Genomic DNA, 12806 nt, shown 5'->3' on the forward strand with positions numbered 1-12806 from the left:
CGGGTGTCGGACACGGAACGGGAACGTGAGCTGGCCGACGAGCTGGCCCGCTACCAGGCTGCGCCCCACGACGAGGACTGGTCGGATGACTTCGCCTACGGCTCGGAGTCGCCCCGGCCCGCCCCGGCCCCGGCTCCAGAGCCGGCGCCGGCGCCGGCGGGACCGGCCGGCTGATGGCGCTGCAGGTCTTCACCGCGGTCACCGGGGCCGGGTGGGAGTCGGAGCTGGTCGGCGCGCTGGACCGCGACGACCACGGCGTCACGGTCGTCCGCCGCTGCGTCGACGTCGCCGAGCTGCTCGCGGCCGCGGCCACCGGCACCGGGCAGGCGGCGCTGCTGTCGGCCGAGCTCCGCCGGCTCGACGGCGACGCCGTGGCCCGGCTGCACGCGGCCGGCGTCGCCGTGGTCGGGCTGGTCGAGCCCGGCGACGAGCGCGCGGCCCAGCGGCTGCGCCAGCTCGGCGTCCTCCAGGTGCTGCCCGCCGACGCCGATCCGCAAGCGATCGCCACCGCCCTCCGCGACGCCGTCTCCGGCGCGCCGGTGCAGGGCCGGGACGTCGCCGATCTGCGGTCCGCGCTGCCGGCGCCGGTCGCGCCGGCGGACGAGCCGGTCCCCGTGGCGGACGGCAGTGGTCGCGTGGTCGCCGTCTGGGGCGCCACCGGCGCACCCGGCCGGACTACCGTCGCCGTCGGTCTCGCCGACGAGGCCGCGCGGCTGGACGTGCCCGCCCTGCTCGTGGACGCCGACGTGCACGGCGGGGTGGTCGCGCAGGTGCTCGGCCTGCTGGACGAGTCGCCGGGCCTGGCCGGCGCCGCGCGCCAGGCCGGCGCCGGCACCCTCGACGCGCGCGCCCTGGTGTCGCTGGCCTGGGCGGTCCGCCCGCACCTGCGCGTGCTCACCGGTCTGGCCCGCGCCGACCGGTGGCCGGAGTTGCGCCCCACGGCGGTCACCGCGGTCCTGGAGGAGGCGCGCCGGCTGGCCCGGCTCACGGTCGTCGACTGCGCGTTCAGCGTGGAGGACGACGAGGAGCTCTCCTTCGACACCGTCGCACCGCGGCGCAACGGCGCGACGCTGGCCATCCTCGAGCACGCCGACACGGTGCTGTGCGTGACCGGCGCCGACCCGGTCGCGCTGCAGCGCTGCGTGCGGGCCCTGGACCAGCTCCGCGAGGTGCTGCCCGACGTCGAGCCCGTGCTCGTGGTCAACCAGCTGCGCCGCGGTCCGGTGCCCGGCGACCCGCGGGAGGAGGTCGCCGTCGCGCTCGAGCGGTTCACCGGCCGCCGGCCGCGCTTCTTCCTGCCCGCCGACCGCCGCTCGACCGATGCTGCGCTCGCCGCGGGTCGCACCCTGGCCGAGGTGGCGCCGGGCTCCCCGCTGCGGACCGGGCTGCGCGCGCTGGCCGCCGATCTCGCGGGGGTGCGCGCCCCGGCGGCGGGCCGCCGGGGGCTGCTGACCCGTAGGGCCGGCTGATCGTCGGTGTGTCGCCAGCAGGGTCCCGCGACGTAGCGTGAGGCACCGGCCCGGAAGGAGACCCATGGTCGAACGCCTGAGCACCCTGGACGCGTCCTTCTTCTACCTGGACGAGCCCGGCGCGCCGATGCACGTCGGCGGTGTGCTGGTCCTCGAGGCGCCCCCCGGTGGGCTGGACGCCCTGTCCTCGCTGATCGAGGCGCGGCTGTCCCTGGTGCCGCGGTACCGGCAGCGCGTCGCGGCGGTGCCCGGGCACCTGGCCGACCCGGTCTGGGTGGACGACCCGGAGTTCGACATCGCCTACCACGTGCGCCGGTCGGGGCTGCCCCGGCCGGGGACGGAGACCCAGCTCCTGGACCTGGTCTCCCGGCTGACCTCGCGGCCGCTGGACCCCCGTCGTCCGCTGTGGGAGGCCTACCTCGTCGAGGGGCTCAGCGGCGGACGCGTCGCCGTCGTGACCAAGACCCACCCCGCCCTCGTCGACGGGCTGGGTGCGGTGGACATCTCGCAGGTGCTCCTCGACGTCTCGCCCGACGCCCCGGCCCCCGAGCCCGCCCCGTGGCACCCGCGGCCGCTGCCGTCGGGGATGGAGCTGGTCCGGGGGGCGCTGGAGGAGTACCGCCGCCGGCCGTCGTCCCTGGTCGGGGCGGCGCGCGCCGCCGTCACCGACGCCCGGACCACCGCCACCCGGCTCGGTGGCCTGGCCGGCGGGCTGCTGCGGACCGCCACCTCGGCGATCCTCCCGGCGCCGCACAGCCCGTTGAACGCGCCGGTCGGACGGCAGCGTCGGGTCGCCGTCGCCTGCGCCGACCTCGACGACCTCAAGCGGGTGCGCAAGGCGCACGGGGGCACGGTCAACGACGTCCTGCTCACCGTGGTCACCGGCGCGCTGCGCGAGTGGCTGCTCTCCCGCGGCGAGCCGGTCGTGGGCGGGACGTCCGTCCGCGCGCTCGTCCCGGTCTCGGAGCAGGACGACGAGGGGGCGCCGGGGAGCCGGGTGACCTCGCACCTGGTCGACCTGCCGGTCGGCGAGCCGAACCCGCGGGTGCGGCTGGCCCGCCTCACCTACGCGATGCGGGGGATCACCCAGCACGGCCGGTCGGTGGGCGCCGACAGCCTCATCGCGCTCAGCGGCTTCGCGCCGTCGACGCTGCACGCGCTGGGCGCCCGCGCCGCCCGCGGGCTGTCCCGGCGTCTGTTCAACCTGGTCATCACGAACGTGCCCGGTCCGCAGGTGCCGCTGTACGCCGCCGGTGGCCGGATGCTGGAGGTGTTCCCGGTCGTGCCGCTGGCCCGCGGGCAGGGTCTCTCCATCGGCATGACCTCCTTCGACGGCCGGGTGTTCTTCGGCCTCAACGCCGACCGGGACAGCGTGGGCGACGTCGACGTGCTCGCCGATCTCATCGAGCAGCAGGTCGCCGAACTGGTCGAGACCTCGGCCTGAGGGGCGCCCGCCCGGCCGCCGCGCGGCGCGCCGGTCCCGGGCGGATACGGTCGCCCTTCCAACGACGAAGGGGGAAGCCGGGTGCGCGTGTACCTGCCGGCGACGACGACCGTGCTGCGGACGCTCGTGGACGAGGGCCGCCTGCCCGCGCCGCAGACCGTCTTCGCGGTCACCCCGCAGCTGCGCCAGTTCTACGCCGTGAGCGAGGCCGGCGCGGAGACCGAGGAGCTGGAGTACGCCGCCCTGCTGGCCGCGGCCCGCGCGAGCCTGCGCCTGCTCGACCTCGACCCGATGGCCGTCCGTCGTCGCGCGGTGCTCGCCGCCGACGTGCCCGACGCGGCGGTCACGCCGATGGACGACCCGCACGTCGACCCGGGTGCGGCCCGGCTGGAGCGGGAGATCACCCTCGCCGACGTCGCCAGCGCGCACCTCGACGACGCCGACGCCGAGGACGACGTCCGGGCCGCGGTGAACGTCGTCCTGGAGGCCGACCTCGGCAGCGAGGACGCGCAGTTCGTCGTCGACCAGGCCGAGGGCCACGAGCTGGGCTGGTACGCCACCCAGGAGATCGGTTCGGCGCTCGAGCTGCTCTGACCGCGGAGGAGGCGGCCGCCCGCGGGTGCGGCACCACCCGCCGTCCGTAAGATCACGACCCGTCTGTCAGCGTCGACGTCGGGAGCCAGCACATGCAGTTCGGTCGGTACTACGAGGAGTTCGAGGTCGGCGCGGTCTACAAGCACTGGCCCGGGAAGACCGTCACCGAGTACGACGACCACCTGTTCTGCCTGCTCACGATGAACCACCACCCGCTGCACATGGACGTGAACTACGCGGAGAAGACGACCGACTTCGGCAAGAACGTCGTCGTCGGCAACTACATCTACTCGCTGCTGCTGGGCATGAGCGTCCCCGACGTCTCGGGCAAGGCGATCGCGAATCTGGAGATCGAGTCGCTGCGGCACGTGGCGCCGACCTTCCACGGCGACACCATCTACGGCGAGACCACCGTGCTGGACAAGACGCCGTCGAAGTCCAAGGACGACCGCGGCGTCGTCCACGTCGAGACGATCGGCTACAAGCAGGACGGCACGGTCGTCTGCATCTTCCGGCGCAAGGTCATGGTGCCCAAGCAGTCCTACGGCGAGGCCCGCGGCGGCGAGCAGCCGGGCCGCCCGGAGCCCACGCCCTGCGGCTGAACGAGGGGCCGGCCGGCGCGGTGCTGACCGGTCAGCCGGGCAGCACGCCCCAGCCGGACAGCGTCTCCACCAGCCGCGACGTGCAGGCCAGGCCCGCCAGGGTCGCGGCGTCGGCGAACACGACGTCGGCGGCGTCGTCGCCGGCCACCGGTACCGCGTCGGGCTCCAGGAGCTCGCAGGCCAGGTCGACGACGTCGTAGAGCACCGTCCCGGCGTCGATCCGGATGCGCCCCACCGTGCGCCCGGCACGCACCCGCAGCCCGGTCTCCTCCAGCACCTCGCGCTCGACCGCCTCGGCGACCGTCTCGCCCGGCTCCACCCGGCCACCCGGCACCGACCACAGCCCGCGGCCGGGCTCCTGCCCGCGGCGGATGAGCAGCAGGCGGTGCGCCCGGTCGTGCACGATCGCCCCGACGCAGGGCACCACGGGGCGGGCATCCCCGTGCTCGCCGGCCGTCACGAGCGCAGGTTACGCATCGTGCGCACCTGCTGCGCTTGACGAAACCGGGGCCTCCCGCGACGGTTGTCCCCGATGAGCGCCTCGCCGGTCTGCCCCCGTTGCGGCGAGGCGCTGGCAGTCCGGCACGGGTCCGCGGCGGACGCCTGGTGCCACGTGCACGGCGCGGTCACGCCGCTCCACCACACCACGCTGGTCGCGCACGACGCGATCGCCGCCGTCACCGCCGACGCCCTCGTGCCCGCCTGGGTGCCCGATCCGATGCCGTCCGGCTGGGCGGTCACGGGGCTGGCGTGGGGCGGGGAGCCGGGCGCCCGGGCCATCGTCGTCGACTGTGCCGGACCGGCCCCTCTCGGTGGGTCGGCGGAGCTGGTACTCGTCGCCGAGGAGCCGGGGACCGGCGTGGGCTGCGGGTACGCCGGCCTGCCGGGGCTGGACCCCGGCGACGTCATCACCGGCCCCAGCAGCGTCGACATCAAGGCGGCCGGCCAGCGGGCGCCGCTGTGGGCGGTGCCCACCACCGACGACCGGGCGGCCTTCGTCGGCGAGGCCTACGGCGTGTGGCTCTGGGTGGTCACCTGGCCCATGAACGCCGCCTGGCTGCTGGCCGAGCAGCTGGAGCTGCTCGACCTGCGCGAGCGCATCTACCCCGACCTGCCGCTCGGCCCGCCGGGGGAGCACCTGCTGCCGGGGAGGTGACCGGGCGGCTCCCCGGAACCGGACGGGCTCCTCCATGGTCGGCGCGTCGGCCCGGTGGGTCCTGGGGCCTGTGTTACTCATGGGACGAACGCGTCCGCCGCATCCTCCGGCGGGCTGTCCGAGCAGGCCTTTCCTGCCCTTGCCCTCACACCACGGAGGTGGCGGTGAACCTCAAGAAGGTCCTCACCTGGGTGGTCGTCGCCTTCATCCTGTTCTACGTCATCCAGCAGCCGGAGAAGTCGGCCGAACTGGTGCGCAGCGCCGGTGAGGCGCTCGGCTCCGCGGCGTCGTCGCTGTCGGAGTTCGTCGGCAGCCTGGTCTGACCCGGTGGGAGCGCCCGAGGGGCTGCCGGCCCGCGCGGCCAAGGACGTCGGCAAGTACCTCCTCGACGGCGAGGAGGCCGTGGTCGTCACCCGCCGTCACTGGGCGGTCCTGGTCGGGCCGACGGCCCGGTTCCTGCCGGTCTTCCTCGTCGGCGGCTGGCTGCTGGTGCTGGACCCGGAGAACCGGGTCACCAGCACCGTCGGGATGCTCCTGGTCCTCGGGTCCCTGGCCCTCTACGCCCTGCGCATCGGCGAGTGGTGGATGCGGCACTTCATCGTCAGCAAGCGGCGGGTGCTGCTCACCTCGGGCGTCATCGTCCGGACCGTCACCCTGCTGCCGCTGCGCCGGATCACCGACCTGACCTGGAAGGAGACGCTGTTCGGCCAGCTGTTGGGCTACGGCACGTTCCGTTTCGAGTCGGCCGGCCAGCAGCAGGCGCTGTCGGAGATCACGTTCCTGCCCGACGCCGGGTCGCTCTACCGGCAGGTCAGCGGGCTGCTGTTCACCAGCGACTGGGGAGGTGCCGCGGCCAGCGGCGACGACGAGGGCAACGTCGATCCCCCGGCGGAGGCCCGGGACGGGAACCCGGAGCGACGGGACACCGAGCCGATTCCCGGGCTGCCCCGCGGCAGCCGTGACGCCGGCTCGCCGGGTGGGCGGCACGGCGGTGCGGCAGGCTGAGGCGGTGATGCGGATCGACCTGCACACCCATTCCTCGGTGTCCGACGGCACCGAGACCCCCGCCGAGCTGCTCGCTGCCGCGCGCGCCGCCGGCCTCGACGTCGTGGCGCTCACCGACCACGACACCACCGGTGGCTGGGCCGCCGCGGAGGCGGCCCGTCCGCCCGGTCTGACCGTCGTCCCGGGCATGGAGCTCTCCTGCCGCTGGTTCCCTGACGACCAGCCGCCGATCAGCGTGCACCTGCTCGGCTACCTGTTCGACCCGCTGCACCCGGCCTTCGCCGCGGAGCGCGCCCGGCTGCGCGACGAGCGGCTCTCCCGCGCCGAGCGGATCGTCGAGGCGCTGGCCACCGACGGGTACCCGGTCACCTGGGCCGAGCTCGTGGGGCACGCCGACGGCGGTGTCGTCGGCCGCCCGCACATCGCCGGGGCACTGGTGCGGGGCGGCGTGGTGGCATCGGTGGAGGAGGCGTTCGCGACGCTGCTGCACCACCGGAGCCCGTACTACGTGGCCAAGGCCGACACCGACGTCCGGGAGGGCATCGCGCTGGTGTGCGCCGCCGGTGGGGTGCCGGTGTTCGCGCACGGCCTGGCCACCAAGCGCGGCCGGGTCGTCGGCGACGATGCGGTGGCCGCCATGGCCGCGGCCGGGCTGCTCGGGCTCGAGGTCGACCACCCCGACCACAGCGAGGCCGAGCGCGCCCACCTGCGCGGGCTGGCGGCCGACCTCGACCTGCTCGTCACCGGCTCCAGCGACTACCACGGGGCGAACAAGACCACCCCGATCGGCGCCTGCACCACCGCCCCGGACCAGTTCGAACGGCTCCTGGCCGCCGGCACGGGCACCACGCCGCTGCGCGACTGAGTCCGGACCCTGCGGCACAGAGCTCCCGGCCCGGTTACACCGCCTCCTTCGAGCGGCTTCCCCGGTGCCGGACTGCTTCCTCTGGCGCCGAGGTAGCTCCGCCGCTCCGGCGTCAAGAGTGCCCGGGAACCTGTGGACAGGCGGTTGACCTGCTGTTTCGTGCTGCGGAGCCGGTCGGTGGGCGGTAGAATTCGAACGTCTGATCGAACCGGCGTGGGAGGTGTCGTGCAGCAGTTGGAGGAGGCGCTGGACGCGCTCGCCGCCGAGCGGATCGAGGGCCTGTTCGGCCCCGCACTGCTGGAACGGCTGGCACCGCTGCTGGCGATGCACAACCGGCTGGCCGCCGAGGTGGCGCGCACCGTGCGGCAGTGCGAGCTGGCCGGCGCCGCCGAGCACGACGGCAAGGCATCGATGGCCTCCTGGCTGCGCGGGCACGCCCGACTACCGGCCGGCGCGGCCAACCAGCTGGTCCGCAACGGCCGCACCCTGGCCCAGTTGCCGGCCGTGGCCTCGGCGGCGGCCCGCGGAGACGTGAGCCCGGAGTCGGTGTCGGCGATCGCCCCGGTCGTGGCCCCGGACAACCTCGCCGCCGCCCACGCCCAGGGCGTCGACCTGCCCGGCGTCGATGCGACCCTCGCCGAGGTCGCGGCCACCCGCCCGCACGCCGAACTCCGGCAGGTCGTGAACCACTACCTCACCCGCCTGGACCCCGACGGCCCCGAACCCGACCCCACCGAGCAACGGTCGCTGACCATGGCCAAGCACACCGACGGCAGCCTGTCCTTCCGCGGCGAGCTCGACGCCGTCGGCGGGGAGAAGTTCCAGGCGGCCCTGGAATCCATCCTGCAGGCCTCCCGCCCCGCCGGGGACACCCGCACCCGCGCCCAGCAGTCCGCCGACGCCCTCGTCCAGCTGTGCGACAACGCACTGGCCGCCGGCAACCTGCCGATCCTGCGCACCCAGAAACCGCACGTCGTGGTCCGCGTGGACCTGCAAGACCTGGTCGACCCCGCCACCGGCCCCAGCGCCGCCCAGACCGGCTTCGGCACCCTGATCTCCGCCGCCCGGGCCCGCTGGCTGGCCTGCGACGGCGGCATCACCCGGATCGTGCTGGGCCCCGAAGGACAACCCCTCGACATGGGCCGCACCCACCGCGTCGTCCCCCACCACCTGCGCCGCGCCGTGGAGGCCCGCGACGCAGGTTGCGTCTTCGCCGGTTGCGACGCCCCCTCCCACTGGTGCGACGTCCACCACCTCGTGCACTGGGCCGACGGCGGGGACACCTCGCTGGAGAACTCAGGCCTGCTGTGCGAACGGCACCACACCAAGGTGCACCACGGCTTCCGCGTCGAACGAGATAGCGGCGGCCGATGGCGCACCTGGCGCCCCGACGGCACCGAGATCCTGCTCCTGCCCCGCATCCCCGACCAGACCACGAGGTCACGAGCCGGCTGAGCCGGGTGGCGGGAGCTGGTGCTCTGAGCGTGGCCCCAGAGCCCGGGCTTGACGTCGAGACCACCGTGGACGGTGTTCAGTGCAGCCCGCGCTGTCAGCGGCCGCCGTTACCGTGGTGGGCATGCGCAACCCGACCGACGGCGGGCAGGCCGTCCTGCCCGGCATGCCGCGCCGGCTGCTGCGCGCCTCGCCCAAGTCGCTGGCCGACTTCTCCGACTGCCCCCGCCGCTACCGGTTCGCCAACGTCGACCGACCCGTCCCGCCACGCGGCCCGCGGTTCGCCCACCACACGGTCGGGACGGCGTTGCACCAGGTGCTCTCGTCGTGGTGGGACCTGCCGCTCGAGCGCCGGACGCCCGGGGCGGCGCGCCAGCTGCTGTACGCGGCCTGGACGCCGACCGGCTTCCGGGACGACGAGCAGTCCGACCGCTGGCGGGCCCGCGCGGCCGGCTGGCTGACCGACTACCTGGCCGACGTCGACCCGACCGAGGAACCCCGCTCGCGGGAGCGCACGGTCAGCACCACCACCGAGCGCATGACGCTGTCGGGCCGGGTCGACCGCATCGACGAGCGCGGAGACGAGCTGGTGGTCGTCGACTACAAGACCGGCCGGACGGCGTCGACCGACGACGAGGCGCGCGGCTCGCAGGCGCTGGCGCTGTACGTCCTCGCCGTCCGGCGCACGATGCGCCGCCCGTGCAACCGGGTGGAGCTGCACCACGTCCCCAGCGGCACCGTGGCCGCCTTCGAGCACACCGAGCGGTCGCTGGCCAACCACGCCCGCCGGGCCGAGGACATCGCGATCGACATCCAGGTGGCCACCGAGGCGATGACGTCCGGTCAGGACCCCGACGCGGCGTTCCCCGCCGTGCCCGGGAAGCAGTGCGGCTGGTGCGATTTCCGGTCCAGCTGCCCGACCGGTCAGGCCGCCGTCCCGGCCCGCGAGCCGTGGAGCTTCCTACCCGAGGACGACGACGGCACCTGACTCATGCCGCGGCGGCCGCGTCCGCCGTCCGGGCGTACCCGGCCCGCACGATCGGGGAGCGGTACGCCTGCTGCGGCAGCGCCAGGAAGCCGGCCCGGAACGCCCGGAGCCCGGCGGTCGCCGCGGCATCGGTGAGCGCGAGCCCGGGCAGCGAGTACATCCGCCGGGCCCAGGCGGGCAGCAGCGCGAAGCAGAGCCCCGCCAGGCCGCCCCACACCGGCCGGGCCGGTGTCAGGACCTGCAGCCACCCGGGCATGGGCGGGAGGAAGAGGTCCCGCACCCCCTTCACGGCTGCCGGGGTGGCCGCCAGCGAGGTGCGGATCGCCGCGAAGTAGGCGTCGAGCTCGGCCACCGACCGGGGCACCGTCTCCAGCGGCACACCCACCAGGTGCGCGAACGCCACCTGCTCGGCCACGTACCGATCGGCGTCCTCGTCGGACACCGCGAGACCGGCCCGGCGCGCGGTGGACAGGATCGACTCGACCGCGCAGTTGTGCACCCACAGCAGCAGGTCCGGGTCGTCGACCCGGTAGGCCCGTCCGGTCGTCTCCTCGGTCCCCGACAGCTTCCGGTGGTAGCCCCGCACGCGGGCGGCCATCCGGCGGGCCTCGGTCCGCGTGCCGAAGACCGCCGTCTCCATGTACTGGCCGGTGCGGGTGATCCGCATCCACCAGTCGTCCTTGAAGCCGGCGGAGTTGCGTGCCACGCCGTCCATGGCCACCGGGTGGAGGGCCTGGAGCATGAGTGCCCGCATCCCGCCGAGGTGGTACGCGGGGTCGCTGTGGATGCGCCAGGTCACGCTGCCCGGGCCGAAGAAGCCCCGCCGGTCCTCCTCGGCGGTCCAGTCGTCCGGCGAGGGCAGCGGTGCGAGGCGGCTCATGACCGCACCTGCGCGCTCGCCCAGAAGTCGCAGAGCACCTCGAGGGTGCGCGGTGGGTTCTCGACGGCGGGGGAGTGGATCGAGTTGTTGATGACCTCGTGCCGCGCGCCGAGCCGCTGCGCCATGTCGGCCTGCACGTGCGGGAGCCAGGCGTCGTCGGCCTCGCCGTGGGCCACCAGGACGGGCACGCCGGTGGCCTTCAGTTCCTCGACGCGGTCGGGCTCGGCGAGCATCGCGGCGGCCATGCCCCGCAGCCCGGCGGCGGAGTTGCGCAGGAAGCGGCGGGAGTAGAACTCACGGGTGGGCGACGGCACCGCCTGGGCCTTGGGGTCGGTCATCGCGACCTGCTCCAGCGTCTGGTGCACCAGCGCCACGCCACCGGCGTCCAGCAGCGGGCCGAGGTGGTCCAGCAGGTCGGCGCGGCGGCCGGTCAGCTTCGACGGGCCGGAGCCCAGCAGGGTGAAGGTGGTGGACAGTGACGGCTCGGCGAGCACCGCGGCGCGGGTGACGAGGCCGCCGAAGCTGTGGCCGACCAGGTGCAGCGGCTCGCCGGACTCCTGGCGGAGCACCCGGGCCACGGCCACGACGTCGCCGGCGAGGATCTCCACCGAGTACTGGGTGGGATCGTCGGGCCCGGCCGACTCGTACTGGCCGCGCTGGTCGAGGGCGACCACCCGGAACCCGGCCTCGGCGAGCGGGCGCAGCAGCGGAGCGAAGTCCTCTTTGCTGCCGGTGTACCCGGCGACCATGAGCACGGTGCCGCGGGCGGCGTCCCCGCCGGTGTCGAGCGCGGCCAGCGGTCCGGCACCACCGGCGAAGTCGCGGTGCGCGGCGTCGTGCTCGGCGAGCTGGCGCAGGTCGTCGGGGGCGATGGCGAGGAGCACGGGACGGGCATCGGAGTCGCCGGGCAGGACCATGGTCCCCAGTGAACCCCGAACCGCGCGGGCGTGCCGCAAGGCCCCGTCCAGAGGCGAGGGGGACGGGGGCCTTTCTCAGCGGTAGCCGAGCACCCGCTCGTCGGTGCGCAGGACGACGACCGGCCCGACGACGGTGGCGGTCCCGCCGTCGGGCAGCTCGTCGACGGTGAACCGGTCCAGCTCGGTGCCGGTGGCGGGGTCCCGCAGGACGACGGCGCCGTCCTCCGGCACGGCCAGCGGCGCCGGCTCTCCGGGCTCGGCCGGTGCCCCGGGCAGGCCGGTGGCGGGGTGCTCCCACAGCCGCTCGGCGGTCTGCGGGTGGAAGGCGACGAGTGCCCCCCCGACGTGCAGCAGCACCGCCTCGGCGGTGCCGGTCTGGCCCACCGCCCGCTCGGGCCCCGCGGGCAGCGCCGTCAGCAGGGTGCCGTCGGCGGCGGTGAAGAGGCGGACCTCGTCGCCGGCGAGCACGCCGACGAGGGAGTCCGCGCCGAGCAGGCGCCCCTCCTCCCGCTCGTCCAGCACGACGTCACGGGTCCACCGCTCCTCGCCGCCGAAGCCGTCCAGGAGGCGCAGCTGGGCGGCCGAACCACCGGCGCACCGCTGCAGGACCACCACCCCCGCGTCACCGACGGCGGCGTCGAGCAGCCGGCACCCCGACGGGGCGGCGTAGCGCCAGCGGGTGCTGCTCCCGGTGGGGTCCAGCGTGACCACGCCGCCCCGGCTGGCGGCGAGGACGATGCGGTCGGTGGAGGCGAGCGAGGCGTCAGCGGCGAAGTCCACGTTGCGGGTCCAGGACCGCACGCCCGTCCCCGCGTCCAGCCCGACCGCCTCGTCGCAGCGGTCCTCGGTGCGGAAGACGGCCACCACCACGCCGTCGGTGGCGGTGAGCCCGCACAGCCAGGCGTTGTCCCGCCTATAGCGCCAGGCCTCCTCGCCGCTGACCGGGTCCAGCGCCCGGATCCCGCGGGTGGAGCCGACCACCACCCGGCCGGCCTCGACCACGTCGGCGGGCAGCAGGTCGCCGTCGGCCGACCAGGCCCCGGAGACGACGCCGGCCGGCGCCCCCGGAGGGACGTCGGCCGGTCGTGCGGTGCTGCTGTGCGTGGCGGCCGCGTCCGAACCCCGCCAGAGCAGGGTGGCGACGACGGCCAGCACGAGGGCGGCCACCGTCCAGGCCCAGACCCGCAGCGGGGGAGGGCTGGTGAGGTGGTGGAACGGCCCGCCTTCAGGGGCCCGCCCCGAGCGGAGCGAGGGGTGGGGGGAAGGCGGGTCCTCCATCAGGAGGCGGACTCGGCGCCCGAGCCGCCGCCGGCACCCTCGCCGGCGCCGCTGCGCCCGGCACCGCCCCGGCGGCGACGACGGCGTCGCGGCTTGGCGCCGTCCGTCGAACCCTCGGCGCCCTCGGCCGCCGGCGCCTCTCCCTCGGCGGGGGCG

Annotated in this window: 14 protein-coding genes; 10 read left to right on the forward strand and 4 right to left on the reverse strand. The window is 75.3% G+C overall.

Annotation, left to right across the window (positions count from 1 at the left end; genetic code table 11):
- Positions 1-173: 173 nt before the first annotated feature.
- The 4 genes from C5507_RS21345 to C5507_RS21360 all read left to right on the forward strand — a co-directional run bounded on the left by C5507_RS21345 (position 174) and on the right by C5507_RS21360 (position 4109).
- Positions 174-1469, forward strand: a complete 1296-nt coding sequence (locus tag C5507_RS21345) for a CpaE/TadZ family protein (protein WP_104530504.1) — start codon at positions 174-176, stop codon at positions 1467-1469.
- Between the two features lie 64 nt (positions 1470-1533).
- Entirely contained in the window at positions 1534-2913 is a 1380-nt protein-coding gene (locus tag C5507_RS21350; RefSeq protein WP_104530505.1) for a WS/DGAT/MGAT family O-acyltransferase, read from the forward strand.
- 81 nt (positions 2914-2994) lie between these two features.
- Positions 2995-3507, forward strand: coding sequence for a DUF6912 family protein (locus C5507_RS21355; RefSeq protein WP_104530506.1), 513 nt, complete (start codon positions 2995-2997; stop codon positions 3505-3507).
- Between the two features lie 92 nt (positions 3508-3599).
- The gene (locus C5507_RS21360) at positions 3600-4109 is read left to right on the forward strand and encodes a MaoC family dehydratase (RefSeq protein ID WP_104530507.1); all 510 of its coding nucleotides are present in this window, start codon (positions 3600-3602) and stop codon (positions 4107-4109) included.
- 31 nt (positions 4110-4140) lie between these two features.
- On the opposite strand, the gene C5507_RS21365 is transcribed toward C5507_RS21360, so the two are convergent.
- On the reverse strand, positions 4141-4569 hold the full coding sequence (locus C5507_RS21365; protein WP_104530508.1) for an NUDIX domain-containing protein: 429 nt from the start codon (positions 4567-4569) through the stop codon (positions 4141-4143).
- 72 nt (positions 4570-4641) lie between these two features.
- Between C5507_RS21365 and C5507_RS21370 the strand changes: the two genes are divergently transcribed.
- The 6 genes from C5507_RS21370 to C5507_RS21390 all read left to right on the forward strand — a co-directional run bounded on the left by C5507_RS21370 (position 4642) and on the right by C5507_RS21390 (position 9575).
- Positions 4642-5265, forward strand: a complete 624-nt coding sequence (locus C5507_RS21370) for a DUF6758 family protein (protein WP_104530509.1) — start codon at positions 4642-4644, stop codon at positions 5263-5265.
- Between the two features lie 164 nt (positions 5266-5429).
- A complete protein-coding gene (locus tag C5507_RS22750) occupies positions 5430-5588 on the forward strand; it encodes a hypothetical protein (RefSeq protein ID WP_165400460.1) in 159 nt (52 codons plus the stop codon).
- Positions 5589-5592: 4 nt separating this feature from the next.
- Complete coding sequence (locus tag C5507_RS21375; RefSeq protein WP_104530510.1) at positions 5593-6270, forward strand: PH domain-containing protein; 678 nt, start codon at positions 5593-5595, stop codon at positions 6268-6270.
- Positions 6271-6277: 7 nt separating this feature from the next.
- Positions 6278-7135: a PHP domain-containing protein gene (locus C5507_RS21380; protein WP_104530515.1), complete on the forward strand. Its 858-nt coding sequence runs from the start codon at positions 6278-6280 to the stop codon at positions 7133-7135.
- Positions 7136-7360: 225 nt separating this feature from the next.
- Positions 7361-8590, forward strand: a complete 1230-nt coding sequence (locus C5507_RS21385; protein ID WP_104530511.1) for an HNH endonuclease signature motif containing protein — start codon at positions 7361-7363, stop codon at positions 8588-8590.
- 121 nt (positions 8591-8711) lie between these two features.
- Complete coding sequence (locus C5507_RS21390; RefSeq protein WP_242611146.1) at positions 8712-9575, forward strand: RecB family exonuclease; 864 nt, start codon at positions 8712-8714, stop codon at positions 9573-9575.
- 1 nt (position 9576) lies between these two features.
- Here the strand turns inward: C5507_RS21390 and C5507_RS21395 are convergent, their stop codons facing one another.
- The 3 genes from C5507_RS21395 to C5507_RS21405 form a co-directional block, all read right to left on the reverse strand.
- The gene (locus C5507_RS21395) at positions 9577-10455 is read right to left on the reverse strand and encodes an oxygenase MpaB family protein (protein ID WP_104530512.1); all 879 of its coding nucleotides are present in this window, start codon (positions 10453-10455) and stop codon (positions 9577-9579) included.
- Positions 10452-11372: an alpha/beta fold hydrolase gene (locus C5507_RS21400; RefSeq protein WP_104530513.1), complete on the reverse strand. Its 921-nt coding sequence runs from the start codon at positions 11370-11372 to the stop codon at positions 10452-10454. The genes C5507_RS21395 and C5507_RS21400 overlap by 4 nt, the downstream gene beginning before the upstream one ends.
- A gap of 75 nt (positions 11373-11447) precedes the next feature.
- Positions 11448-12650 carry an outer membrane protein assembly factor BamB family protein gene (locus C5507_RS21405; protein WP_104530514.1) on the reverse strand — a complete coding sequence of 401 codons (1203 nt, stop codon included), beginning with the start codon at positions 12648-12650 and terminating at the stop codon, positions 11448-11450.
- Between the last annotated feature and the right edge of the window lie 156 nt (positions 12651-12806).

This window comes from Blastococcus saxobsidens (assembly GCF_002938435.1).
GTDB lineage: Bacteria > Actinomycetota > Actinomycetes > Mycobacteriales > Geodermatophilaceae > Blastococcus > Blastococcus saxobsidens.